Raw genomic sequence first — 25,268 nt, forward strand, 5'->3', positions numbered from 1 at the left:
GATCCTCACTCGTACGACTCGGGCTTGGCGGTGCGGCTCATCAGGGTCTCCACGGCCAGGCGTGGGTCCATCCCCTCGTGGCAGATCCGCTCGACGTGCTCGGTGATCGGCATCTCCACGCCGTGCGCGCGGGCCAGGTCACGGATCGCCAGGCAGCTCTTCACCCCCTCGGCGGTCTGCCGGGTGGCGGCCTGGGCCTGCTCGAGCGTCTCGCCCCGGCCCAGGTGCTCACCGAAGGTGCGGTTGCGGGCCAGCGGGGAGGAGCAGGAGGCGACCAGGTCACCCATGCCCGCGAGGCCGGCGAAGGTGATCGGGTCCGCGCCGAGCGCCACACCCAGCCGGGCCGTCTCGGCGAGCCCCCGTGTCATCAGCATGGCCCGGGTGTTGTCGCCGAAACCCATCGCGGTGGCGATGCCGTACGACAGGGCGATCACGTTCTTGACCGCTCCGCCCAGCTCACAGCCGATCACGTCGTCGTTGGTGTACGGGCGCAGGTACGGCGTCCGGATCGACGACTGCACGAGCGTCGTACGGTGTCTGTTCGTTCCGGCGACCACTGTCGCGGCGGGTTGCTCGGCGGCGATCTCCGGGGCCAGGTTCGGACCGGAGACCACGACCACCCGGTCGGCGGCGACCCCGGCGGTCTCCACGATGACCTCGCTCATCCGCTTGGTGGTGCCCAACTCGATGCCCTTCATCAACGACACGAGGGTGGAGTCGGGGTGCAGGTGCCCGGCCCACTCGGCGAGGTTGCCGCGCAGGGTCTGCGACGGCACCGCCAGGACCACCAGCTCGGCGCCGGTGATCGCCTCGGCGGCGTCGGCGGTGGCGGTGACCCGGGACGGCAGCAGCAGGTCCGGCAGGTACTCCGGGTTGCGCCGCTCGGCCCGGATGCTCTCCGCGACCGGCGCGCGGCGGGCCCACACCGTCACGTCCCGTCCCGCGTCGGCGAGGATCTTGGCGAACGCGGTGCCCCAGGAGCCGGCGCCGAGCACCGCGACGTGCCCACTCATGCCGCCGCTCCACTGCGCTCCGCGCCGGCCTGAGTCACCACTGAGCCCGATGATCCGCTCGCTCATGCCGCTTCACCCTGCTGCTGCTGCTCGCGGCCGGCGGACGACCGGGCCGGTCGCTCCCACAGCGGTGGCGGTGTGCCACCACGGATCTCGGCGAGCATGTCCCGCAGCCGCAGCATGATGGTGTCCGTCATCTCTTCGAGGGTGGCCCGGGTCGGCTGGGCGTCCGCCCACCGGCTGAGGTCGATCGGTTCCCCGGCGACGACGGTCACCGGGATTCGGGGGCGCAGGTTCACCCGGCTGGTCCGCGGATCGAAGATGCGCTCCGGCCCCCACATCACCACCGGTACGACGGGTGCGCCGGTGGCCAGCGCCAACCGGGCGGCGCCGGTCTTGGCCTTCATCGGCCACAGCTCCGGCTGCCGGGTGGTGGTGCCCTCCGGGTAGATCACCACGGCGCCGCCCCGGTTGAGCGCGGCGACCATCTTGTCCAGCGAGCGGACCGCGTCGACGCTGCCCCGCTCGACCGGGATCTGCAGGCACCGGTGCAGGATCCAGCCGACCACCGGCACCCGGAACACGCTGGCCTTGCCCAGGTACTGCGGCCAGCGCCCGGAGTCGTAGATGAAGTGCGCAGAGACCAGCGGGTCGGCGTGCGAGAGGTGGTTCGCCACGATGATCATGCCGCCGTCGCGACGGAGGTGTTCCTGGCCACGCCAGCTCCGCCGGGTCCACACGGTCATCACCGGCTTCACCAGCCCCACGGCGAACCGTTGCCAGAACCCCAGCCTTCGCCGTGCCACTGTGCCTCCTCGTCGCGCCCCAACCCCGCCGCGAAACCCCGCCCGCGACACCCGCAGCGGAAATCATGCCTGCTCGCCCCCGGTACGGCCAGCGAGGGTCCCGTCGTCCGGCTGGCAGGATTGCGGACGTGAGTCAGCCGAGGTGGGCCGTGGTGGTGCCGGTGAAGCAGCTGGGCGCGGCCAAGAGTCGGCTGCGGGGTGCGCTGCCCGGCGTACCGCACGAGGAGCTGGCGCTGGCCCTGGCGGCCGACACCCTTCGCGCGGTGCTGGCCTGCCCGGCGGTCGCCGAGGCCCTGGTGGTCACCGACGACGCCCGGGTGGCGGAGGCGGCGCGGGCGGGCGGCGCGCGGGTGCTGCCGGACGAGCCGCGCGCCGGCCTGAACGCGGCGTTCCGGCACGGCGCGGCCGGGACCACCGGCGGCTGGGTGGCCGGTCTCACCGCGGACCTGCCGGCGCTGCGCCCGGCCGAGCTGGCCGGCGCGCTGCTCGCGGCCCAGAACGGTCGGCCGGGGGTACGCCGGTTCGTGCCGGACGCACCCGGCAGCGGCACGGTGCTGCTGACCGCCCCGCCCGGCCTCGCGTTGGGCCCCCGTTTCGGGGTGGGTTCGGCGGTCGCGCACGCGGCGAGCGGGGCGCTGCCCCTGACCGGGGACTGGCCCAGCCTGCGCCGCGACGTGGACACCCCGACGGACCTGACCGCCGCCGCCCGGCTCGGGCTGGGGCCACGAACCGCCGCACTCGTCGCCGCCGCTCACCCGGCCCGGTCCGCGGGTTGAACCGCCGGGTGTACGGTGCCAGCATGCAGGGCACGGTGGCCAGCTACGACGCGGCGACGCGCAGCGGTGTCCTGCTGCTCGACGACGGCACCGAGATGCGCTTCCCGGCGCGGGCCTTCGACGCCTCCGGGCTGCGGCTTCTCCGACTCGGGCAGCGGGTCCACATCGACACGGATCCCGACGGCACGGTCGTCCGGGTGACATTGCCGACGATGATCTGAACCGGCGAACCCAAGTTCATTTTGCGTTCACCGTAATCGGGTGATTATGAGCGGGTGAGCACCCCTCGCGAGCACCCGGCCCGCCAGCCCGCCTCCGACCTCCGCAACGGTTCCCGCGCGCGCGGGACCGACGGCCGCTTCCGCCCGTCCCGCGCCGAACGGGCGGGCGCCGCCCGCGCCGACACCCTCGCCGACGACCCGGGGGCCGCCTCCTCCGGGCTGGACGAGGTCATCGAACCCGAGCCGACGACCGACGAGGCGGACGCCCCCGCCTCCGTCGGCGTCCATCCGGTCCTGCCGGTCGACCTCCCGACCGCCACCGAGGAGGAGGACGACGAACCGCCGGCACCGCTGCCCGAGGACCGTTTCCTCAACCGGGAGCTCTCCTGGCTCGACTTCAACGCCCGGGTGCTCACCCTGGCCGAGGACCAGCGCACCCCACTGCTGGAACGCGCCAAGTTCCTGGCGATCTTCGCCAGCAACCTGGACGAGTTCTTCATGGTGCGCATCGCCGGACTGAAGCGGCGCCTCTCCGCCGGCCTGCCGGTGCGCGGCGGGGACCGGCTGCCCCTGCGGACGCAGTTGGAGCTGATCGCGGAGCGCACCGCCGCCCTGGTGGCCCGGCACGCCGCCTGCTTCGTGGACGACGTGCTGCCCAAGCTGGCCGACGAGGGCATCCGCATCCTGCGCTGGGGCGAGCTGGGCGACCCGGAGCGGGAGCGGCTGCGCACCTACTTCCGGGAGCACATCTTCCCGGTGCTGACCCCGCTCGCGGTGGACCCGGCGCACCCGTTCCCGTACATCTCGGGGCGCTCACTGAACCTGGCGGTGGCGGTTCGTGACCCCGACGGCGGCTCCGAGCTGTTCGCCCGGGTGAAGGTGCCCAACAACGTCCCGCGCTTCGTCCGGGTGGACCGGGACCAGCCGGGCGTCCGGATGTTGCCGGTGGAAGACCTGATCTCGGTGCACCTGGGGCAGCTGTTCAGTGGGATGCAGGTGGTCGAGTGCCACCTGTTCCGGGTGACCCGCAACGCCGAGGTGGAGGTCGACGAGGACCGCGACGAGGACCTGTTGCAGGCCCTGGAGCGGGAGCTGGCCCGGCGGCGGTTCGGCCCACCGGTCCGGCTGGAGGTGGCCGCGTCGATCTCCGACCACATGTTGGAGCTGCTCGTCCGCGAGTTGGACATGGACGACCAGGACGTGCTGCGGGTGCCCGGGCTGCTGGACCTGTCCGCGCTGTGGCAGGTCTACGGCGAGGCCGACCGGCCGGACCTGAAGGACCCGCCGTTCGTGCCGGCCACCCACCCTCGGCTCGCCGAGGGCGAGGTGCCGCGCAGCGTCTTCGCCACCCTGCGCGACGGCGACATTTTGGTGCATCACCCGTACCACTCGTTCGCCACGAGCGTGCAGCGCTTCATCGAGCAGGCCGCCGCCGACCCGAACGTGCTGGCCATCAAGCAGACCCTCTACCGCACCAGCGGCGACTCCCCGATCGTCGACGCGCTCGTCGACGCGGCCGCCGCCGGTAAGCAGGTGGTGGTGCTGGTGGAGGTGAAGGCCCGCTTCGACGAGGTGGCCAACATCGGCTGGGCCCGTACGTTGGAACGGGCCGGCTGCCACGTGGTGTACGGCCTGGTCGGGCTCAAGACGCACTGCAAGACCGCGCTGGTGGTCCGCCAGGAGGGCAACCAGATCCGCCGCTACTGCCACATCGGCACCGGCAACTACCACCCGAAGACCGCCCGACTGTACGAGGACTTCGGGATGCTCACCGCCGACCCGGAGATCGGTGCCGACCTCACCGACCTGTTCAACGTCCTCACCGGCTACAGCCGGCAGACCGCGTACCGGCGGTTGCTCGTCGCTCCGCAGGGCATCCGCGCCGGGCTCATCGAGCGCATCGAGCGGGAGATCTCGCACGTCCGACTGGGCATGCCCGGCCTGGTCCAGTTCAAGGTCAACTCGCTGGTCGACGAGGGGGTGACCGACGCGCTGTACCGGGCCTCCCAGGCCGGCGTCCACGTCGACCTGCTCATCCGGGGCATGTGCACGTTGCGCCCCGGGGTGCCCGGGCTGTCGGAGAACATCCGGGTCCGCTCGATCCTCGGCCGGTTCCTGGAGCACTCCCGGGTCTTCCGGTTCGGCAACAACGGTGAGGCCGAGTTCTGGATGGGTTCGGCGGACCTCATGCACCGCAACCTCGACCGCCGGGTGGAGGCGCTGGTGCAGGTGAGCGACCCCGTCGCCCGCGCCGAGCTGGACCAGGTGCTGACCGCCGCCATGAGCCCCGACGTGGACGCGTTCGAGCTGGCCGGCGACGGCAGTTGGACCCGGCGTACCAGCGCCGACGACAGCGCCCCGGCGCATCTGCAGGAACTGCTGTTGCGCCGCGTCGGTGGCACGGCCGGCTGACCGATCACCGCATAGGCTGGGTTGATGGTGGAGGAGGAGCAGAAGTACGAGGTGGACGACACCTACGTGCTGCCGGACCTGGCCGCCACCGCACCGGCGGGGGGTCGGGTCCGGGCGCTGCCACCGGTGACGCTCGTCGCACGCTACCTCGACACCGTCGACCTGAGGCTGGCCCGCGCCGGTGCCTCGCTACGTCACCGCCGGGGCGACGAGCTGCCCTGGACGGTGAAACTGCCGACCGGCACGCCGGGCGTCCGGCACGAGGTCTCCCGCCCGGGGCCGAAGGGGCAGCCGCCGCCGGAGCTGGTGGAGCTGGTCACCGTCCTGCACCGGGGGGCGCCGCTGGCGCCGGTGACGGTGGTCCGGACGGTCCGGCACGCGTACGAGGTGTGCGACCAGGCCGGCACGGTGCTCGCCGAGGTGGTGGACGACCGGGTGACGGTGCGGGACGACTCCGGTGCCACCACCGACACGTTCCGCGAACTCGAGGTCGAACGTAAGGCCGGCGACCGGGACCTGCTCGACCGGGTCGGCGCGGTGCTGCGCGAGGCGGGCGCCCGGGGAGGGTCGTTCACCCCGAAGCACGTACGGGCGCTGGGCGCGACGGCGCAGGCCGATCCGGACCTGGTCGCCCCGGCCGGGCTGCCCGCCGAGCCGACCGCCGGTGACGTGGTGACCGAGGCACTCCGCAAGGAGGTCCGCCGACTGCTGGCGCACGACCCGCTGGTCCGGCTCCGCGCCCCGGCCGCCGGTGGCGACACCGGCGTACACCAGATGCGGGTGGCCTGCCGCCGCCTCCGCAGTGACCTACGCACCTTCAAACCGTTGCTCCGCAAGACCTGGGCCCGTCCGCTGCGCACCGAACTGCGGTGGCTGGCCGGTGTCCTCGGCGCGGCCCGCGACGCCGAGGTGTTGCGGGCACGACTACGCCGGACCGCCGACGCGGATCCGCTCAGTCCGCTCGACGAGAGGGCGGTGGATCGGCTCGACGAGGTGCTCGCCGCCCGGCAGCGCTCGGCACTCGCCGCCATCGACGAGGCGTTGCGCAGCGCGCGTTACCTGGCTCTGGTGGATTCCCTGGTGCTGGCCTCCGCCTCGCCCCGGCTCACCCGCCGGGCGACCGCGCCCGCGGCGGAGGCGCTGCCCGCGCTGGTGGCCCGCCCCTGGGCGCGGCTGACCGGGCCGGACGGCGTCGACGGGCTGGACGCGCGGTCGCCGGACGACACGTGGCACGCCGTCCGCAAGGAGGCCAAGCAGGCGCGGTACGCGGTCAACGCGGTGGCGGCCACCGTCGGCAAGGGCGCGCGCCGGCTGTCCCGCGCCCTGGCCCGGGTGCAGGACGTCCTCGGCGAGCACCAGGACGCGGCGGTGGCTGCGGACACCTGGCTGGAGATCGCCGCCGAGCGGCCGGACGACCACGAGCTGGCGGTCACCGCCGGGCGGCTCGCCGAGCGGGAACGCGCGTGCGTACACCTGATGCGGGCTTCCCTCCCGGCGGCCTGGCACCGGGCCACCCGACGGCGGCGGACGAGTTGGCTGCCGTGACGGGCATCCGGGCGGCGGGCGGGGTGGCCTGGCGGCCGACCCCCGACGGCGTACGCGTCTGCGTGGTGCACCGCCCCCGGTACGGCGACTGGACGCTGCCGAAGGGCAAGTTGGAGCCGGGCGAGCACGCGATGGCGGCGGCGGTCCGCGAGGTGGCCGAGGAGGCCGACGTGCGGGGCGTGCCGCAGGTCCGGCTGCCGTCGGTGCGGTACCGCAGCGAGGGGCAGCCGAAGCTCGTCGACTACTGGTCGATGCTCGCCGTCGACAGCGGAGGTTTCCAACCGGGCACCGAGGTGGACGACATCCGCTGGCTCGCGGTGGACGACGCGATCCGGTTGGTCAGCTACCCCCACGACGCCGAGGTGCTCGCGGCGTTCGCCGCGCTTCCGTCGGTGACCGCGACCGTCGCGTTGGTCCGGCACGCACACGCCGGTAAGCGGGCCACCTGGTCCGGCCCGGACGTCGGGCGGCCCCTGGACGCCGAGGGGTGGGCTCAGGCGACGGCGCTCGGCGCTCTGGTCGCCCTGCTCCGACCGTCCCGGCTGGTGTCGGCCTCACCGCGACGGTGTGTGCAGACCCTGGACCCGGCCGCCGCGCTGCTCGACCTGCCGATCGAGGTGTGCGGCGACCTGGACGAGCCGCAGCCCGGCCAACAGAGCGACGAGCAGATCCTGGCCACCGCCGCCCGGCTGCTGGAGCTGGCCGACGGCGGTGGGCAGGCCGCGGTGTGCAGCCAGGGCAAGGTGCTGCCGGGCGCCCTGGAACAGCTCACCGGCCGCACCGACGAGGACTTCAGCACGCCCAAGGGCGGCGGTTGGTTGCTCGCCTTCACGACCGACCGGTTGGTGGCCGCCGACCGCCTGTAGGGCGTGTCAGCGGGGCGGCAGGGTCAGCGTCACCGCGACCGGCAGGTGGTCGCTGGCCGTGCTGCTGGGCGCGACCGGCTCGCTGGGGGTCAGACCGGCGGAGACGAAGACGTGGTCGATCTGCTCGCGGGGGTCGTCGGCGGGGCTGGTCGCCAGCGGGCGGGCGGCAGCCAGCGCGTCGACCAGACCGGCGGCCGTGAACTGTCCGAACGCCTCGTCCCCCGGTTCGGTGTTCAGGTCGCCCGCGACCACCAGCGGTCGGCCGGCGGCGTACCGGATGGCGAAGTCGGCGACCGCGCGGGCCTGGACCACCGGGCCCTGCCCGGGCGGCGGTTGCAGGTGGGTGCTGACCACCGCGGTACGGACCCCGTCGCTCAGGTCGAGCGTCACGGCGAGGGCCTGCGCCCCGGTCGGCGCCCCGACGGCCGGCAGCGGAAGGCTCCGCGCATCGTCCATCGGCCAACGGCTGAGCACCGCGTCGCCCCAGACCGGGTCGGCGGCCGGGCCGAAGACGTACGGCATGCCGAGCCGGTCGGCCAGCAGGTCCAGGGTGTCGTGCCCGCCGTTGAGCAGCCAGGCGCGGTCCACCTCGCTGAGCAGCACCACGTCGGGGCGTTGCCGGTGGACCACCTCGGTGAGCCCGGCCAGGTCGAACCGACCGTCCAGCCCGAAGCCCATCCGGATGTTGTACGCCACCACCGTCAACCGCTCCGGTGGGCCGTCCCGGTTGTCGGCCACCGGAACCTCGTCGGCGAGCACGGGCGCCAGCAGGGCCAGCGCGGTGACCGCCGTGGCGGCCCGGAGCGGCGGGAACGGCCCGGGGAGCCACTGGAGGGCAGGTTGGGCGGTGAACGCCACGACGGCGACCAGGGCGGCCACCACAACGGGCACCGCCGCGTTGGGGTATCCGAGGTCGTAGGCGGAGTAGTACCCGACCGCGCCCAGCGCGAAGGCCAGCATGCCGGTGGCCACCGCGTACCCCCGGCGGGTCGCCGCTTCCGGTTCGGTCGCTGCCGTCGGCTCGGTCGCTGCCGTCGGGGTCGGGCGGTCGGCGTGGTCGGTCAGGGCGAGGCAGGCGCCGAGACCGACGGCGGTCAGCAGGACGGCCGCGACGAGCAGGTCGCCCCGGCCGACGGCGAACAGCACCGCGCCCACCAGCAAGCCCACCGGCCCGTACGCCCGACCCCACCCCGGGGATGGCCGGGTCGACGCGGTGTACAGGAACGCGGCGACCGCCACCGGCACCGGTGCCAGGCCGAACAGCGGCGAACCCGCCACACCGTCCCCGGCGAACAGGTACGACATCCCGGTCCGGGCCAGCGCCGGGGAGAGTGCCACCATCCCCGCCAGCAGTAGCGCCGGCCCGGCCAGCAACCAGGCCCGCGCGCCACCGCCACCGGCCCGCGTGCTGTCACCACCGGTCTGCGCGCCCACACCATCGGTCTGCGCGCCACCGACTCGCGCGCCTCCGCCACCGGCCCGCGCTACCGGCTGTGCCGTGCCGACCAGGAACAACAGCACCATGACGGAGCTGAGCAGCCACGCCACCCAGTCGCCCCGCCAGACCAGGTCGACGGTGTCCCCCACCGCGTGCACTGCCGCGTTGACCGCGAAACCCAACGCCAGCCCCGGAACCGGACGGTCGGTGTCGGCGGCGACGCCGACCAGCCAGACCAACCCGGCGAGCAGCCCGGCGGTGGCCAACCAGAGCTGCGTACGCCCGCCCGGCGCGGCGGTGAGTGCCAGCCGGGCGACGGCGAGCGCGACGGCGGCGGCGACGGTGACCGGGCGGGCGCCGACCCGGCGGACCACTGCGGGTGCGCCCAGCGCCAGCACGAACCAGCCGAGGGCGAACGCACCCATCAACTCGGCCGGGGTGGACGCCGCCTGGCCGAAGATGGTGATGATGCCGGGCAGCCAGACCCGCAGCACGTCGATGAGGAGGATGACGCCCAGCGCGAGCGTCCCGGTGGTGAGCTGGCGATAGCGCACCGGCGCCCCATTTCCCGTCGACGGGCCGGCGGAGGGGGAGCCGGCACGGCGATTCTGCGCGAGCGGACCGGACGGGTCAACGGCCCGCGTACGCCGAAAGGGCGCCCACCAACCGGTGGACGCCCTTTCGGTGGTGGGTCGGGTCAGCGCTTGCCGGCCGCCTTCTTGGCCGGGGCCTTCTTGGCCGGGGCCTTCTTCGCCGGCGCCTTCTTCGCCGCCGTGCTCTTGCTCGCCGCCGCGGTGGTCTTCTTCGCCGTGGTCGACTTGGTCGCCGCGGTGGTCTTCTTCGCCGCGGCGGTCTTCTTGCTGGCGGCGGTCTTGGTCGCCGTGGTGCTCTTGCTCGCCTTGGCCGGGGCGGTCTTCTTGCCGGCGGCCGTCTTGGTCGCCGTGGCGGTCTTGCTCGCCTTGGCCGGGGCGGTCTTCTTGCCGGCGGCCGTCTTGGCCGCCGTCGCCTTGGCGCCGGTCGCCTTGGTGCCCGTGGCCTTGGCCGTGGCGGTGCTGGTGGCGGTCTTCTTCGTCGCCACCGTGGCCTTCGGCACCTTGCCGCTGGCCACCATCTCCTTGAACCCGGCGCCGGGGCGGAAGGTCGGGACTGACGTCTTCTTGACCTTCACCGCCTCGCCGGTACGCGGGTTGCGCGCTGTTCGTGCGCCACGCACACGCTTTTCGAATGCTCCGAATCCGGTGATCGCCACCTTCTCGCCCTTGGTGACCGCCGCCTGGACCTCGGTGAGGACCGCGTCGAGCGCGGCCGTCGCCATCTTCCGGTCCCCCAGGCGAACGGCGAGCGCCTCGATGAGCTCGGCCTTGTTCACGACTTCCTCCCGATTGTGCAACTGACTCGACGCGAGCCATTCTGCGCGCACGTTATGCCCTGTGCTGCCTAGACACAAACATTCGGTAGAAAAAAGCCCTTGTGTCGCAACGGATTCACCCCCACCGGTTGGACCGATGGGGGTGGAATCCGCTGTGCGAGCAGGCGTACGGCTATGCCACGGAGGGCAGGAACGGCAGTCGGCGCGCCTCGTACGAGTCGATGTCGGCGGCGTGGCGGAGGGTTAGTCCAATGTCATCGAGGCCCTCCAGCAACCGCCAACGACTGAAGTCGTCCAGCGGGAACGACCAGCTGGCCTCGCCCGCCCGGAGCTGCCGGGCGGTCAGATCGACGGTCACCGGAGTGGTCGGATCCGACTCCACCAGGTCCCACAACTCTTCGACGGCTTTCAATTCCAACTCGACCGGCAACAGGCCCTCCTTGAGGGCGTTGCCCCGGAAGATGTCGCCGAAGCGGGGAGCCACCACCGCGCGGAAGCCCCAGTCCCGCAGTGCCCAGACCGCGTGTTCCCGGGAGGAGCCGGTGCCGAACTCCGGGCCGGCGATGAGGATCGACGCCCCGGAATAGTTCTCATCGTTGAGTACGAATGTCGGATCTTCCCGCCAGGCGCTGAACAGCCCGTCGGCGAAGCCCGTCCGGGTCACCCGCTTGAGGTACACGGCGGGGATGATCTGGTCGGTATCCACGTTGGACCGGCGCAGCGGCACGGCGGTGCCGGTGTGGGTGGTGAACTTGTCCATCTCCTGGCGTCCCTTCTACAGGTCGGCGGGGGCGGCCAGCCGACCGACCACGGCGGTGGCGGCGGCGACCGGCGGGGAAACCAGGTGGGTACGCCCACCCCGGCCCTGACGGCCCTCGAAGTTGCGGTTCGAGGTGGAGGCGGAACGCTCGCCCGGCTTCAACGTGTCGGGGTTCATCCCCAGACACATGGAGCAGCCCGCGAACCGCCACTCGGCCCCGGCGTCGGTGAAGACCTTGTCCAACCCCTCGACCTCGGCGGCCTCCCGCACGGCGGCGGAACCGGGCACCACGAGCATCCGAACGCCGTCGGCGACCCGGTGGCCGCGCAACACGTCGGCGGCGGCCCGCAGGTCCTCCAGGCGCCCGTTGGTGCAGGAGCCCACGAAGACCACGTCGATCGGCAGCTCCCGCAGCGGGGTGCCGGGACGCAGGTCCATGTACTCCAGGGCGCGGCGCGCGGCGGCCCGCTCCGAATCGGTGACGAACTCCTCCGGATCCGGCACCGGCGCGCTCAGCGGCGCACCCTGCCCGGGGTTGGTGCCCCAGGTGACGAACGGGGTCACCTGACCGGCGTCCAGCGTCACCTCGGCGTCGAAGCGCGCGCCCTCGTCGGTGGGCAGCGTCCGCCACCACTTGAGCGCCGCGTCCCAGTCCGCGCCCTGAGGCGCGTTCGGACGACCCTTGAGGTACGCGAAGGTCGTCTCGTCCGGCGCGATCATGCCGGCCTTGGCGCCCCACTCGATGGACATGTTGGCGATGGTCATCCGCCCCTCCATGGAGAGGGCCCGGATCGCCGCGCCGCGGTACTCGACGATGTGCCCGCGCCCACCGCCGGTGCCGACCTGGGCGATCAGCGCGAGCACCAGGTCCTTGGCGGTGACGCCGGGGGCGAGGCGGCCGGTCACGTTCACGGCCATCGTCTTCGGCCGGCTCTGCGGCAGCGTCTGGGTGGCCAGTACGTGCTCCACCTCACTGGTGCCGATGCCGAAGGCGAGCGCGCCGAAAGCGCCGTGGGTGGCGGTGTGCGAGTCGCCGCAGACGATCGTCATGCCCGGCTGGGTGACACCGAGCTGCGGGCCGATCACGTGCACGATGCCCTGGTTGTCGTCACCGAGCGGGTGCAGGCGCACCCCGAACTCGGCGCAGTTACGGCGCAGCGTCTCGATCTGCGTACGCGACGTGGGGTCCGCGATGGTGAGCAGGTCACCACGGCGGAGGCGGAACGCCGGGTCGGCGTACCCGGTCGGGGTGTTGTGGTCCTCGGTCGCGAGGGTCAGGTCGGTACGACGCACCCGGCGCCCGGCGAGCCGCAGCCCGTCGAACGCCTGCGGGCTGGTCACCTCGTGCAGCAGGTGCAGGTCGATGAAGAGCAGGTCCGGCTCACCGGCGGCGGACCGTACGACGTGCGCGTCCCAGACCTTCTCGGCCAGGGTCCTCGGCTGAGGAGTGACTCCCACCATCTGGACATCCTAAATTCTGGGAGGTAAGTTTCGACTTGTGGGACACAGTATGAGCGGTGTCGGCGTTCTCGACAAGGCGGTGGTCATCCTGGCCGCCTGTGTCGACGGCGCCAGCCTGGCCGAACTCGTTGAACGCACCAAGCTGCCCCGAGCCACCGCACACCGGCTGGCGCAGGCTCTGGAGATCCACCGGATGCTGGTCCGGGACACCCAGGGCCGATGGCGACCGGGCCCCCGGCTGGGCGAGCTGGCCAACGCGGCGCCGGACGTCCTGCTGACCGCCGCCGAGCCCCTGCTCGCCGCGTTGCGCGACGCCACGGGCGAGAGCGCCCAGCTCTACCTGCGGCGCGCGGACGAGCGGATCTGCGTGGCGGCGGCAGAGCGGGCCAGCGGCCTGCGGGACACCGTCCCGGTGGGCTCGGTGCTGCCGATGACGGCCGGCTCCGCGGCGCAGATCCTGCTGGCCTGGGAGCCGCCGGAGGCGGTGATGCCGCTGCTGCCGCGCAGCAAGTTCACCGGCCGGACCCTCGCCGAGGTACGCCGCCGAGGCTGGGCGCAGAGCGTCGCCGAGCGGGAGGCCGGTGTGGCGAGCGTCTCCGCCCCGATCCGCGACCGCACCGGTCGGGTGATCGCCTCGGTCAGCATCTCCGGCCCGATCGAGCGCCTGGGCCGCCGCCCCGGCGAGCGCCACGCCATGGCCGTGGTGCGAGCCGGCCAACGCCTGTCCGGCCTCTAACCTCCCGCACCCCCGCACCCCCGCACCCCCGCACCCCCGCACCCCCGCACCCCCGCACCCCCGCACCCCGGACCCCCGCACCAAGATCCGCGCAACTTCCCCGATGTTGCTGCCTCCGACGCGCGGGAGACAGCAACATCCCCGATGTTGCTGTCTCCCAGCGCAGGGACCCCGCCTCCTCTGGTGATCAAGAGGTCTGCGTCACGACACGCCGGAAGCGGTGACGCAATCCTCTTGATCACCGAGAGCGGGGGGCGGGGCGGGGACATGAGGAAAGGCTCGCCTCGCGGGAGCGAGACGAGCCTGTGGTTGTAGCCCCGACCGGATTCGAACCGGCGCTACCGCCTTGAGAGGGCGGCGTCCTGGGCCGCTAGACGACGGGGCCAGAACTTCGTGCGTTCACCACCCTCGCGGGCGGTGCGGCAGTAGTCTAACGGCACCGCCCGCGGGCGCGAGAACGGGGTCCGGGCTCGCCGGGTCGGGCGCCGCGCCAGGAACGGCAGCACGTGGGGCGGCGCCGCTCAGATCAACTCGCGTTTCATGAAATCGGCCTGTCAGAGCGCGCAGGACACCACGGTCTCAGGAATTCCGAGTCGATCAAGCCGCCCAGTCGATCAAGCCGGCGGGCTGCGGGGCGAGCATGAGCACACACACGAAACAGCCCGCCTCACCAGGTGAGACGGGCTGTGCACAATGTAGCCCCGACCGGATTCGAACCGGCGCTACCGCCTTGAGAGGGCGGCGTCCTGGGCCGCTAGACGACGGGGCCAGAACAACTTTCGCTCCCCCACCCTCGCGGGCGGAGGAGCTGCACTCTACCAGAGACCACTCTCCGCCCCCGGAAGGGCGGAGCCGAACTCCGTCAGAATCCAGCGTCTGAAATTCTTACGAATTCCAGCAGCGCTGGGGTACCAGGACTCGAACCTAGACTAACTGAACCAGAATCAGTCGGGCTGCCAATTACCCCATACCCCATTGGCCCCTTGCGGCGCCGGGAGTGAACTTTACCCTCCCGGTGCCAGCAGGCCAAATCGGATCCCCCCGAACCACCTCTGAGCTGCGGAAACAGGGGCATCCAGCGAATCAGGCGACGGGAACCACCGGGTTGGTCAGCTCGCCGATGCCGTCGATCCGCACGGTGACCGTATCCCCCTCGACGAGCGGGCTAACCCCGGCCGGAGTGCCGGTGAGAACGACATCGCCGGGCAGCAGAGTCATCACGTGCGAGATGTACGACACCAGGCCCGGTACGTCGAAGACCATGTCCTTCGTCCGGCCGAGCTGGCGTACCTCCATCTCCTCCGGGTTGCGACCCACCTCGCACCGGATCTCCAGGTCGGAGACGTCCAGACCGGTGGTGATCCACGGACCGATCGGGCAGAACGAGTCGAAGCCCTTGGCCCGGGTCCACTGCCCGTCCGAGCGCTGGAGGTCCCGCGCGGTGACGTCGTTGGCGCAGGTGTAGCCGAAGATCGCGCGTTCGGCGGCGGCCCGGTCGGCGCGGCGCGCGCCCGGCGCCCCGATCACGACAGCGAGTTCCGCCTCGTGCTCCACCTGCTTGGAGAAGATCGGCAGCCGGATGGCGTCCCGGGGGCCGATCACCGAGGTGGACGGCTTGAGGAACAGCAGCGGCTCCTTGGGCACGTCGTTGCCGAGCTCGGCGGCGTGGTCGGCGTAGTTTCGGCCGACACAGACGACCTTGCTGGGCAGGATCGGCGAGAGCAGCCGAACGTCGGAGAGGGCCCAACGGGCCCCACTGAAGGAGAGTTTGCCGAACGGGTGCCCCTCGATCTCGGCGATGGTCAGGCCCTGCGGCCCGGCCTCCGGTTCGCCTTCGACGGCACCGAACGACATTCCCTTGGCATGGGCGAAACGAGCGATACGCACCCGGCCAATCTAGCCCCGCCGACACCTCGACCGGCCACTACCGGCAGTGGGATGTGCTCAACCCGTCACCGCGCGGCACCCTATCGGAGCAGGAGGTGAGCGGGGCGGTCTTCCGGACTTCGTACCCGCACGGATGCGGCGCGCCCCTACCGTCGGCTCCGGAGGTTCGTTCGTATGCCTGCATCGACACGACACCACAGGGCCCTCGCAGTGTTCGTGCACTGCCTCGGCATCCTCGCCGCTGTGCCGGCCCTGCCGGTCGCGACGCCGGAGGCGGCGGCCACGCCACGACCACCGGCCGCCACGTCACCACCGACGTCCAGCGTGCCAGCACCAACGGCAGGGCCACTACCGACGGCGGCGCCACGATCCACTGCCGCGCCGCGATCAACGGCCGGGACGCCGCCACCAGCGGCGGCCACACCGCGACCACGGGCCGGCGCGCCACGGCTGACCACGGCGGTGCCGCCCGGTGCCGCGACGCCACGACCGAGCGCCGCACGGCCACCGACGGAGACGTCCACCACACGGACCCCGGCCACCACCCGGCCACCGGCCGCGATGGTCGCCATGGTGACCGAGCCCACCCCACCGTCGGCGCCTCCGGCGATGGCACCACCCACCCGGGCACCGGCGTCGGCGCCGCCGCAACAGGTCACCGTCGCGGTCGCGCCGGAGAACAGCCCGGCGCCGAGGTACCGGATCCATGTCCGCAACGTGGGCAACGCGCCGGTGGAGACCACCGTGCGCCAGGAACTGCCACCCGGCTCGTCGCCGACCGCGATCAGCGGCGGCGGCCGATCCACCCGGGCCGGCGGTTCCACGAGCGAGGTGACCTGGCGGTTGAGGCTGCCGGCACACAGTTCCACCACTCTGGGTACGGCGTTCGCCGCGACCGCGCCCGGCCAACCACTCACCGCCCCGGCGTGTGCGTTCACCAGCGACGGCACCCGGCCGTACGACTGCGCCACGGCCACCTGGAAGGCGGCGGCGGCACCGCCGGCCGAGGTCACCGAGGCACCACCCTGGCGGCGGTACCCGGTGTTGCTCGCCGGGTTGGCGGTCCTGCTGCTGATCAGCGCGGCCCTGGTGTGGGTGTGGCGACGTCGACGCGGGCGCGGGCGTCGGGTGACGGCCGCCGCGCTGGCCGGTGGCGGCGGGCCGACCGGTGGACGGGGGACGATCTATCCACGGCCGGCGACGCCGGGGCCGACGAGGCGTCGGCGTACCCCACCGGTCTGGTTGTTGGTGGGCGCCGCCGTCGCGGTGCTGGCCGGTGTCGTCGGCACCGCCGGGTGGACCGCGACCCGGCAGGTCTCGCAGATCGACACCCAGAAGCAGCCGACCAGCGGTGCGTGGATGGGCACCGGGGTCACCGGTCCGGTGGGCGTGCCGCTGCGGGAGTCGGCGTTCGAGTTCACCGTGTACCGGATGACCTGCGGCGCGCCCGGCTCCGCCGGAAAGACCGACGGCGGTGCGGCACCGGCCAACGGCCGCCGCTGCCAGGCCACCGTGGGCGTGCGCAACGTCACCGGCGACCACCAGCCCTGGCACAGCCAACTGCAACGGGCGTACCTGCCCGGTGGGCGTTGGGTGACCACCGACGAGCCGGCCACCCGGGCGGCCAACCTGGGGCGGGACGTCTTCGCCGCCCCGATGGCGGCGGGCACCCGGATGGTGCTCCCGCTGGTCTTCACCGTCGACGGTCGAGACCCACCCCGGCAGTTGGAGTTGCGCAGCGGCGTGTTCTCCGCCGGGGTTCGGGTGCAGATGCCCTGACCGGTGCGCGGGCGGCGGTCGTACCCTGGGGTGCGTGACCGCCGCCCTCGCCCCCGCCGTGCTCGACGCCGCGCAGTGGCGGGCCCGTCGGCGGGCCCACGAGGAGCGCGTGGACGTCTGGCTGACACCGCACCTGGCCCGCCGCCGGCGCGGTGAGCGGCATCCGGTGGCCGACTTCCTGTTCACCTACTACTCGCACCGTCCGGCCCAGCTACGGCGCTGGCATCCGGGGGCCGGGGTCGAGCTGCACGACGCCGACCCGGCCGAGTTCGGCCGGGACTACCGCGCCACCACCGCCGGGGTCACCCTCGACACCGATGGGGTACGCGCGCGGCGCGGCGAGTCGATCACCTGGATCCGCTCCCTGTTGGCGGCCACCAGCGGGCGGGCGCCACACCTCGGCTGCTTCGGGATGCACGAGTGGGCGATGGTCTACCGGCAGACCCAGGCGGAGCTGCGGCACAACGCCTGGCCGCTGCGACTGAGCCCGGAGCGGACCGCCGCTGTCGTCGAGGAGCGGGGCGTGCGGTGCAGCCACTTCGACGCGTTCCGGTTCTTCACACCGCCGGCCCGCCGGTTGAACCTGCTCACGCCGACCCGGGAGACGCAGCACGCCCTGGAACAGCCGGGGTGCCTGCACGCCAACATAGATCTGCGTAAGCGCAACTCAGGCACCTCTCAGAGGTGGGGGGTATGCAAGCGGCACGAAGCGGACAACAAGGGTCCGAACCGTTGACCAGCATCCCCGCCGCAAGCTGGCTTCCCCTCTTGGCAGCTCACGAGAAGCGCGCCGACTCCCTTACCGCAGGCCACCGCGCCCGCAAGGCCACGAGGGAACGCCACGCGATCGATGACTTCTTGTACGACTACTACGGCACCAGGCCCTCCGTGCTCCGACGCTGGCACCCGGGCGTCGGCATCTCCTTGGAGCCCGGACCGAACGGCTCTGCCCCACACCGACAGTGGCGTTGGTACGCCACGGATGCGGACGGAGTCGTGAGCTTCGACGTCACAGCGTTCCTCGCCGACCGGGCTGAGTCGGTACGCTTCGTCCATCGGCTGTTGTCCGCGATCGCGTCGCGGCCAGCCTTCACTGGCTGCTTCGGCCTGCATGAGTGGGCGATGGTGTACCGCCAACGTGAGCATCGGCATCCGCTCCCCCTGCGACTTGGGCAAGAGGGAACTGACGCGGTGGTCGAGTCTCACCAGATCCGCTGCACGCACTTCGATGCGTTCCGGTTCTTCACCCCTGACGCGGTCAGCCTCAACCGGCTCCAACCAACGAGGGAGAGCCAGGTAGAGCTTGACCAACCGGGCTGCTTGCATGCCTCGATGGACTGCCACAAGTGGGCAGCCAAGCTGGGCCCTGCGGTTCCGGGGGATCTGGCGCTCGACTGCTTCGAGTTGGCGAGGGACATCCGGCTGCTCGACATGCAGGCGTCCCCGTACGACTTCTCCTCTTACGGGGAACCGGTGGTGGCCATCGAGACACCCGAGGGCAAGGCCGAGTACGTCGCTCGTCAACGCGAGTTCTCGCAGCGCGCGGGCCGACTACGCGCCCGGTTGATCGATGTGTGTGCGGCGCTGCTTGAGGGAGCGGAGCCACCGGCAAGGGTGGGGGCATGACCCCCTGAGACACCCTCTCCGCACCGCTACGTCATAGCATCCGCCATCTTGCCCCGGTTCCGAGGTTGCCCAGAAGCGGGGATCTGGCTCTTGACCTGGGAAGACAGCGCTGGCCCGCCAGCCATAACAGGGTTCGAACGGCCAGCTCCTTGCCCCCGGAGAGGCGGCGGCAGTATGATGAGGAGTTGGATCACCACCCAGACAAGCCCGTAGACCGGCCTGAGAGCCACGCTCAGGGCCGGAGGGTATACGGGTATACCCAAGGTCAACTCGATGACTCAGCGGCGCTCTGGGAGGGTTGAAGGTCCTCAGGGCGTGATGGAGCCGGCCAAGAGCTAGGCCGACGGCATCGGGCAAGCTTGAGCGGTGGATGTCGAGGCGGTACGAGTCGAGGGCTATCACGAGGTCCTGGCGCTTCATCGGATGCTCATGGAGTGCAATTCCGAGGATCTTGGAAGCGTCTACGCAGGCAGCCCGTTCATAGCCGCCATCCAGCATCGCCTGGTTGACGCCCTTGAGGCCGCCGACCCGGGCCAAGGGTGGCGCACCTGGCGGAACGCCGATGCGCACCCCCACCGCGTAGAGGCCGTCCGCGCTCACCTGGCTCAGGCCGGCGAGTGGTGGCAGGACGCCAGCGACGAACAACGTGCGGCATACGTGCGAGACCTCCTCGCACCGTTGCGGCTCTCGCAGGAACTGCTGTGTGAGCTGTCAGGAGCGCCAGCGTCGGCAGGGTGATGCAGCGGCAGGAAGCCGGGGAGGATGTACCGCCTACGCGCGTAGGCGCGCGCCCCCGCGTGCGCGTACCAAGGAACTACTCCGTAGGAGTAGTGCTGTTCTGCTGTAGATCTACAACCTCTAAGCAGTAGATCTTAGATAGACCCCGAAGGGGTCTCTATCTGTATAGCTGGATACCAGTAGCACTGGAATGCAGGGGCACTGACGCGAAGCGTCCGCGCCACAGGATCGCTGCGCTCCCTGGTGTTCGTGCGTCGGCGGAGAACCCGAAGATCAGGAACCCGAAGATGGGCCCCTTCGGGGCCCTCTTCCCGGTTCGGTTCCTCCCCTGGCTCAGATGCTCGCGACCTTCGCGGGGTCTCCCGCCCTGAACAACACATCGACATGCCGCTCATCGGTGCGGCGGACGCCACGCCCCTTCTGGCGGAGACGACAGGTCACGACAACCGCGAGGATCAGGGAGCGCTTGCGGTCTACGTCCAACCCGTCCCAGTGACGGCGCACCTGCTCGTCCGTCATCCCGGTGACGCCCTTGACGGCGCTGTCACCTCCCAGTTGGGACAGCTGATCCTCCAGCTCATCCACGCGGCTGCGCATGGTCTGGGATGCAGTCAGGAACTGCGAGCGCGTGACGAGTCCGGCAGCGTAGTCGGTGGCCAGATCGTCGAGCCGTGACCGCAGGCTCCCCAGCTCGTCCCTCATCTGCTGAACAGGCAGGTCATCCTCGCTCTGCTCGAACGCTTCCGCGAACTGCGGCGCGGTCAGGAACCGGATCACACGCTCACTGACCATGGTGTCAGCCTCGTCCTGACGGTGGGATACGCAGTGCTTGAACTTGCACTCATAGACGGCGTAGCTACCCTCCTCGCCCTTGCGCCCACGCCATGCCGTGCGGATGGGGCCACCGCACTTGGCGCAGGTAGCGACGCCCGTCAGCAGGCTGCGACGGGGACCGCCACCACCGGCCTTGCGGGTCGGAGAGTTGAGCACACGGACAGCGGACCGGTAGATCTCCTCGGGCACCAGGGCATCCCAGTTACCAGGGCCGACCTCATCCCCTGCGTACGTCCGGATAGCGCAGTTCCTGGCGGACATGAGGAGCTGACGAACACTTGCTCCCGTCCAGTTCCTCCCCCTGGTGGTGACCATGCCCTGACGGTTCCACTCCTCGGCGATCGACAACAGGGAGCGCCCCGCCAACAGATCCTGGTACGCACGCTGGACGGCCTCGGCTTCACCACCACGAGGTGTTCCGTCACGCTCGTATCCGAAGGGTCGAGCAGACCACCAGGGCCGCCCCTGGGAAGCGCGCTGCGTGGCTGCCAGACGCTGACGAGCAGCCTTCTGCTGACCCTCGAACTGGGAGAACGCCGTGACCACGTTCGCCATCAGGACGCCTGTCGGGTTGCTCAAGTCCAGCATCCCTGCGGTCACGGCGTGGACGGGTACGCCGTAGCTGATCACCCGGTCCAGCTCACGGGTGAGGCGGACGAGCCGGTCGAGATGCCACACGATGATGGCGTCCGGCTTCGGGCTCAGGGTGAGCAGCTTCTCGAACGCCGGCCGGACCCGGCCGGTCGTGGCGCTGATGCTGTTGTCGATCAGCTCCCGTGTCACCGTCCAGCCCTGACGAGCTGCCAACTCCCGGCAAGCTTCGAGCTGCCGATCAACGCCCAGCTCGTTACCCATCTTGTCCAGGCTGAGCCGTGCGTAGATGACGACGTCCATCCCTGCGTTCCCTCCCTCGAACTTGCCTGGGATGAGGATACGCAGGGGTTTGTACAAGTGGGCGTACAAGCTGTCCCCGCTGGTCGACTCGGAGCTGGTGGCCGACGCGTTCGAGCTGGCCACGGAGATCCGCACACTGGACATGCGGGCCAGCCCGTACGACCTGGCGGCGCTGGGCTACCCGCCGGTGCGGGTGGAGACCCCGGAGGGTCGGGCCGAGTACGCGGCGGCACAACGGGCCTTCGCCGACCGGGGCGCCGTTCTGCGCGAGCGGCTCCTCAACGCCGTCCCGGCCTGACCTCGGCCGCCCGGGTCAGCTCGTCGGACGGGTACGCAGGCCGTCGATGAGCAGGTCCACCACCGCCGCCAGGTCGTCGTCGAGCCCCGACTCGTCCCACTCGGTGCGGTGAGCCGGGTGGTGGAAGCGGGCGGTGGCCTGCAGGATCGCCCGACCGGCCACCGCCGGGTCGGGCACGGTGAACTCTCCCGTCGCCACCCCGTCCGCCACGATCACGCTGAGCTGACCGGCGAGGACCTCGAGGTGGGTGGCGACCGCCCCCTCGGAGAGGGTGGCGAGTTGGTGGAAGTTGTCGAACAGCTCCGGGTCCTCCCGGGCCATCCGGCGCTTCGTGCCGCTCAGCTCCGCCAGCCAGCGGCGGAGCCGCTCCGGCGCGGGCCCGTCACCGGTGGCCACCCCGATCAGAGGGGTGGAAACCCGGGCCAGCCACCGCTCGGCGACCGCCTCCCGTAGAGCGGCCTTGCTGGCGAAATGCCGGTAGACGCTGCCGTGGCTGACGCTCAGCGCGCGGGCGACGTCCAGCACGGTGGCCTTGGCCGGCCCGTACCGGCGCAGCACCTCCTCGGCGGTGTCGAGGATCCGGTCGGCCGTCAGGGCGGTGGCGTCGCTCATGACTCCAGCCTTCCTGACCGGGTCACGGGCCGTGGCGCGACCCCCGGCCGACGGTCGCGCCACGGCACGGTGGTCATGCCCGCTCGCTGTCCAGGAGCGCCATCTGCGCCTCGCCGTACCGGGAGCCGGCGGCCGCGCCGGACGGGACGGCGGCCTCGATCGCCGCGAGGTCGGCCTCGGTCGGGGTGAACGCCGCCGCGCCGAGCGCCTCGGTCAGTCGTTCCCGGCGGCGGGCACCGATCAGCGGCACGATGTTCTCGCCCCGGGACAGCACCCAGGCGATGGCGATCTGGGCCACGGTGACGCCACGAGCCTCGGCGACGGTGCGCAGCGCGTCCACCAGGGCGAGGTTGTGGTCCAGGTTCGCGCCGGCGAACCGGGGCAGGTGGCTGCGGAAGTCGGTGACGCCGGTCTGGCGCTGCGGCGACCAGTGACCGCTGATCAGGCCCCGGGACAGCACCCCGTACGCGGTGACGCCGACGCCCAACTCGCGGGCCGTCGGCAGGATCTCCGCCTCGGGGTCGCGGGAGATCAGCGAGTATTCGAGCTGGAGGTCGGCGACGGGGTGCACGGCGTGCGCGCGACGCAGTGTCTCCGCGCTCACCTCGGACAGGCCGATGTGCCGGACGTGACCGGCCTTGACCAGGTCGGCCAGGGTGCCCATGACGTCCTCGACCGGCACGTCCGGCGTCAGGCGGGCCGGGCGGTAGATGTCGACGTGGTCGGTGCCGAGCCGGCGCAGGGTGTAGGCCAGGAAGTTCTTGATCGCGGCGGGTCGGAGGTCGGTGCCGTTCCAGCCGCCCTCGATGTCGCGTAGTGCGCCGAACTTGACGCTGATCACCGCGTTGTCGCGGTTGCGGCCACGCAGCGCGTCGCGCAGCAGCATCTCGTTGTGGCCCATCCCGTAGAAGTCGCCGGTGTCGAGCAACGTGATGCCGGCGTCGAGCGCGGCGTGGATGGTGGCGATGCTCTCGGCCTCGTCGGTGGTGCCGTAGAGGTCGGACATGCCCATCAGGCCGAGGCCGAGTGCGGAGACGGTCGGGCCGGCGGTGCCGAGGGTGCGGGTGTTCATGGGTCTTCCTCTCCTGGGGTGACCTCATCAACGTACACCCTTCAGATGACAGATTCCAGATTCTGTCAGTGACGGGCACGACAGGCCCGACCCTACGAAGGAGGATCGACTACTCGCCGTCGGCGCGGCGGTCGCGCTTGCGCTGGGACTGGCGCTTCTTCTCGGCCAGTCGGCGTTCCTTGGCCCCACGGGACGGGCGGGTCGCTCGACGGGCCGGCGGAGGGGGCGCGGCGGCCTCTCGCAGCAGGGCGGTCATCCGTTCCCGGGCCGCCTCCCGGTTGGCCAGTTGGGCGCGGTGCTCGCTGGCGGCGATCGTCAACACCCCGTCGACCAGGCGGTTGGCCAGGCGGGCCATCGCCCGCGACCGCAGCGACTCGGGCACGGCAGGCGAATTGGCCAGGTCGTAGCTCAGCTCGACCCGGGAGTCCGCCGTGTTGACCCCCTGCCCTCCCGGCCCCGAGGAGCGGGAGAAGCGCTCCCGCAGTTCCCCGGCGGGGACGACCCACCGGTCGGTCACCCGCAGTCCGTCGTCCACGCCCTGAGGCTAACCCGCCACGAACCGCCGAAGGTCGGGCCCCGGCCCAACCCCGTGGCCGGTCTGCGCCGTCCGCCGCGCCCCGCCGACAACGTCGGCCGCCGGCATCCACGGCCGGGCACCCGTCCGGAAGATCCGCACAACATCGGGGATGGTGCTGCCTCCCGCCCGCCCGAGGCAGCACCATCAGGGAAGTTGCGCGGATCTTGGCGCAGCGGCGCAGCGGCGCAGCGGCGCAGCGGCGCAGCGGCGCAGCGGCGCAGCGGCGCAGCGGCGCAGCGGCGCCGAGGTGCCGAGGTGCTGTCCTAGCGGCGCGGAGGTGCACTCTGCGTCGGGGACTGGCTGGGTGCCGGCCCGGCGGTCTCCTCGTCCGAGCCGACGGCCGCGTACGCCACCGCTCCGAAGAGGAGCAGGGCGATCACCCCGGCCTTCACGGCGACGCCACGGATCAGCAACCAGGCGCCTCGACGGGCGCCCGGCACCGATTTCTTGACGGTCTGGTAATCGTTCCACCCGCGTCGTGCCCGGGCGTACGCCGACCCCACTGCACATCCGATGAACAGGCCCACCAGCAGGAGGACCGCGAGAAGAGGACGCTCCACCTCCGCCAGTATCCAGACCGACAGTGATATTTCCATGGCCCGATGCCGTGCGGCCGGATATCTGACACTGGCGGCTGTCCGGGCAGCTCAGCCACCCTTGCCGATGATGGTGTCGGCGGTCTGCTGGACCTGGTCGATGGGAATGGCGAACCCGATGCCGATCGACCCGTTGCCGTCGATCGTGGCGATGGCGGTGTTCACTCCGACCACCTCGCCCCGGGCGTTGACCAACGGTCCGCCGGAGTTGCCGGGGTTGATGGACGCGTCGGTCTGCACGGCGGTGTGCCGGTTGTTGCCCAGTCGCACCTCCCGGTCCAACGCGCTGACGATGCCCGCGGTGACCGTCCCGGCCAGACCGAGCGGCGAACCCACGGCGAGGACCGGCTCGCCGACCCGGGTCGCGCCGGGTTTGGCCAGGGGTAGCGGGGTCAGGCCGGCCGACGCCGGAACCTTCAGCACCGCCAGGTCGCTTCGTGGCTCCCGGCCGACCACCTGGGCGGCGAACCGTCGGCCGTCGGGCAGTTCAACCGTCACCGGACCGCCGCCGCCCTTGGCCAGAATGTGGTCGTTGGTGATCAGGTGCTGCTGGTCGTCGACGGCGAATCCGGAGCCGGTCGCGGACGTGCCGGTCGCGGAACCGGCGACCGAGGAGCCGGCGGTCGCGCCGCCGGCCAGCACCGACACCACCCCGGGTACGGTCCGCTCCGCCGCCGTGACCAGTTCGGCCGGCACCGGGGCGGCGGACGCGGCGGACGCGCCCGGATCTCCGTACCGCCCAGCGACCACGCCACCGGCGACGGCGCCCGACACCGTGGAGATCGCCACCACGGCCAGCGCGGCGAGCAGCCGTCGGGACCGTCGACTGCCCGGTTCCCGCTCGGGCGGCTCCCACCAGGCGCGCCCGTCCGGGTCGAGTTCCGGTGAGATGAACCAGGGACCGCGCGGTTCGCCCAGTCCGGTCTGCACTGCCATGCGCACTCCTCACGGT

Annotated in this window: 22 protein-coding genes, 3 tRNA genes and 2 pseudogenes; 11 read left to right on the forward strand and 16 right to left on the reverse strand. The window is 71.8% G+C overall.

All coding sequences use genetic code 11. The annotated features are described in order from the left end of the window. Positions 1-5: 5 nt before the first annotated feature. A complete protein-coding gene (locus tag O7617_RS05805; RefSeq protein ID WP_282264647.1) occupies positions 6-1,013 on the reverse strand; it encodes an NAD(P)H-dependent glycerol-3-phosphate dehydrogenase in 1,008 nt (335 codons plus the stop codon). Between the two features lie 62 nt (positions 1,014-1,075). Then, positions 1,076-1,819 carry a lysophospholipid acyltransferase family protein gene (locus O7617_RS05810; RefSeq protein WP_282262025.1) on the reverse strand — a complete coding sequence of 248 codons (744 nt, stop codon included), beginning with the start codon at positions 1,817-1,819 and terminating at the stop codon, positions 1,076-1,078. A 128-nt stretch (positions 1,820-1,947) separates the two neighbouring features. Here O7617_RS05810 and cofC point away from each other — a divergent pair, with 128 nt between their 5' ends. Genes cofC through O7617_RS05835 form a run of 5 tightly spaced genes read left to right on the forward strand, consistent with a single transcriptional unit; the run spans position 1,948 to position 7,639 of the window. After that, positions 1,948-2,595, forward strand: a complete 648-nt coding sequence (gene cofC / locus O7617_RS05815; protein WP_282262026.1) for a 2-phospho-L-lactate guanylyltransferase — start codon at positions 1,948-1,950, stop codon at positions 2,593-2,595. Positions 2,596-2,618: 23 nt separating this feature from the next. Further along, on the forward strand, positions 2,619-2,816 hold the full coding sequence (locus tag O7617_RS05820) for a cold-shock protein (RefSeq protein ID WP_145785123.1): 198 nt from the start codon (positions 2,619-2,621) through the stop codon (positions 2,814-2,816). Positions 2,817-2,870: 54 nt separating this feature from the next. Further along, positions 2,871-5,228, forward strand: coding sequence for an RNA degradosome polyphosphate kinase (locus O7617_RS05825; RefSeq protein WP_282262028.1), 2,358 nt, complete (start codon positions 2,871-2,873; stop codon positions 5,226-5,228). Positions 5,229-5,252: 24 nt separating this feature from the next. Then, positions 5,253-6,773 (forward strand): CYTH and CHAD domain-containing protein, encoded by a 1,521-nt coding sequence (locus tag O7617_RS05830; RefSeq protein WP_282262029.1) that lies wholly within the window; start codon positions 5,253-5,255, stop codon positions 6,771-6,773. Continuing rightward, on the forward strand, positions 6,761-7,639 hold the full coding sequence (locus tag O7617_RS05835) for an NUDIX hydrolase (RefSeq protein WP_282264648.1): 879 nt from the start codon (positions 6,761-6,763) through the stop codon (positions 7,637-7,639). The genes O7617_RS05830 and O7617_RS05835 overlap by 13 nt, the downstream gene beginning before the upstream one ends. A gap of 6 nt (positions 7,640-7,645) precedes the next feature. Here O7617_RS05835 and O7617_RS05840 read toward each other — a convergent pair whose 3' ends face one another. The 4 genes from O7617_RS05840 to leuC form a co-directional block, all read right to left on the reverse strand. Next, on the reverse strand, positions 7,646-9,631 hold the full coding sequence (locus tag O7617_RS05840) for an endonuclease/exonuclease/phosphatase family protein (RefSeq protein ID WP_282262030.1): 1,986 nt from the start codon (positions 9,629-9,631) through the stop codon (positions 7,646-7,648). 143 nt (positions 9,632-9,774) lie between these two features. Then, positions 9,775-10,446 carry an HU family DNA-binding protein gene (locus tag O7617_RS05845; protein WP_348774172.1) on the reverse strand — a complete coding sequence of 224 codons (672 nt, stop codon included), beginning with the start codon at positions 10,444-10,446 and terminating at the stop codon, positions 9,775-9,777. Positions 10,447-10,618: 172 nt separating this feature from the next. After that, positions 10,619-11,206, reverse strand: a complete 588-nt coding sequence (gene leuD, locus O7617_RS05850) for a 3-isopropylmalate dehydratase small subunit (RefSeq protein ID WP_282262032.1) — start codon at positions 11,204-11,206, stop codon at positions 10,619-10,621. 15 nt (positions 11,207-11,221) lie between these two features. Continuing rightward, a complete protein-coding gene (gene leuC / locus O7617_RS05855) occupies positions 11,222-12,667 on the reverse strand; it encodes a 3-isopropylmalate dehydratase large subunit (RefSeq protein WP_282262033.1) in 1,446 nt (481 codons plus the stop codon). Between the two features lie 49 nt (positions 12,668-12,716). Between leuC and O7617_RS05860 the strand changes: the two genes are divergently transcribed. Continuing rightward, positions 12,717-13,403, forward strand: coding sequence for an IclR family transcriptional regulator (locus O7617_RS05860; protein ID WP_007456408.1), 687 nt, complete (start codon positions 12,717-12,719; stop codon positions 13,401-13,403). 312 nt (positions 13,404-13,715) lie between these two features. Here the strand turns inward: O7617_RS05860 and O7617_RS05865 are convergent. From O7617_RS05865 to O7617_RS05880, 4 genes are all read right to left on the reverse strand, one after another. Continuing rightward, positions 13,716-13,788: transfer RNA gene (locus tag O7617_RS05865), tRNA-Glu, on the reverse strand. A 311-nt stretch (positions 13,789-14,099) separates the two neighbouring features. Continuing rightward, positions 14,100-14,172 (reverse strand) — tRNA-Glu (locus tag O7617_RS05870). A 134-nt stretch (positions 14,173-14,306) separates the two neighbouring features. Then, positions 14,307-14,378 (reverse strand) — tRNA-Gln (locus O7617_RS05875). Between the two features lie 108 nt (positions 14,379-14,486). Further along, positions 14,487-15,290, reverse strand: a complete 804-nt coding sequence (locus O7617_RS05880; protein WP_282262034.1) for a fumarylacetoacetate hydrolase family protein — start codon at positions 15,288-15,290, stop codon at positions 14,487-14,489. Positions 15,291-15,860: 570 nt separating this feature from the next. On the opposite strand from O7617_RS05880, the gene O7617_RS05885 reads away from it, so the two are divergent. The 4 genes and pseudogenes from O7617_RS05885 (at position 15,861) to O7617_RS05900 (ending at position 19,433) form a co-directional block, all read left to right on the forward strand. Continuing rightward, entirely contained in the window at positions 15,861-17,069 is a 1,209-nt protein-coding gene (locus O7617_RS05885) for a hypothetical protein (protein WP_282262035.1), read from the forward strand. Between the two features lie 34 nt (positions 17,070-17,103). Continuing rightward, positions 17,104-17,724, forward strand: a pseudogene (locus O7617_RS05890) (3-methyladenine DNA glycosylase); the annotation flags it as partial. A 341-nt stretch (positions 17,725-18,065) separates the two neighbouring features. Next, complete coding sequence (locus tag O7617_RS05895) at positions 18,066-18,695, forward strand: hypothetical protein (RefSeq protein ID WP_282262037.1); 630 nt, start codon at positions 18,066-18,068, stop codon at positions 18,693-18,695. Positions 18,696-19,061: 366 nt separating this feature from the next. Continuing rightward, positions 19,062-19,433 (forward strand): hypothetical protein, encoded by a 372-nt coding sequence (locus tag O7617_RS05900; RefSeq protein WP_282262038.1) that lies wholly within the window; start codon positions 19,062-19,064, stop codon positions 19,431-19,433. Between the two features lie 333 nt (positions 19,434-19,766). Here the strand turns inward: O7617_RS05900 and O7617_RS05905 are convergent, their stop codons facing one another. Next, positions 19,767-21,161 carry a recombinase family protein gene (locus O7617_RS05905; protein WP_282262039.1) on the reverse strand — a complete coding sequence of 465 codons (1,395 nt, stop codon included), beginning with the start codon at positions 21,159-21,161 and terminating at the stop codon, positions 19,767-19,769. A gap of 49 nt (positions 21,162-21,210) precedes the next feature. Between O7617_RS05905 and O7617_RS05910 the strand changes: the two are divergent. Further along, positions 21,211-21,459: pseudogene (locus O7617_RS05910) on the forward strand (3-methyladenine DNA glycosylase); the annotation flags it as partial. Between the two features lie 15 nt (positions 21,460-21,474). On the opposite strand, the gene O7617_RS05915 reads toward O7617_RS05910, so the two are convergent. The 5 genes from O7617_RS05915 to O7617_RS05935 all read right to left on the reverse strand — a co-directional run bounded on the left by O7617_RS05915 (position 21,475) and on the right by O7617_RS05935 (position 25,252). Then, positions 21,475-22,071, reverse strand: coding sequence for a TetR family transcriptional regulator (locus O7617_RS05915; protein WP_282262040.1), 597 nt, complete (start codon positions 22,069-22,071; stop codon positions 21,475-21,477). A 73-nt stretch (positions 22,072-22,144) separates the two neighbouring features. Then, positions 22,145-23,143: an aldo/keto reductase gene (locus tag O7617_RS05920; protein WP_282262042.1), complete on the reverse strand. Its 999-nt coding sequence runs from the start codon at positions 23,141-23,143 to the stop codon at positions 22,145-22,147. A 109-nt stretch (positions 23,144-23,252) separates the two neighbouring features. Continuing rightward, the gene (arfB, locus tag O7617_RS05925) at positions 23,253-23,678 is read right to left on the reverse strand and encodes an alternative ribosome rescue aminoacyl-tRNA hydrolase ArfB (protein ID WP_282262044.1); all 426 of its coding nucleotides are present in this window, start codon (positions 23,676-23,678) and stop codon (positions 23,253-23,255) included. 305 nt (positions 23,679-23,983) lie between these two features. Beyond that, positions 23,984-24,280, reverse strand: a complete 297-nt coding sequence (locus O7617_RS05930; protein WP_282262046.1) for a hypothetical protein — start codon at positions 24,278-24,280, stop codon at positions 23,984-23,986. Positions 24,281-24,367: 87 nt separating this feature from the next. After that, complete coding sequence (locus O7617_RS05935; protein WP_282262048.1) at positions 24,368-25,252, reverse strand: trypsin-like peptidase domain-containing protein; 885 nt, start codon at positions 25,250-25,252, stop codon at positions 24,368-24,370. Between the last annotated feature and the right edge of the window lie 16 nt (positions 25,253-25,268).

This window comes from Micromonospora sp. WMMD1155, from assembly GCF_029581275.1.
In the GTDB taxonomy this organism is placed as follows: domain Bacteria; phylum Actinomycetota; class Actinomycetes; order Mycobacteriales; family Micromonosporaceae; genus Micromonospora.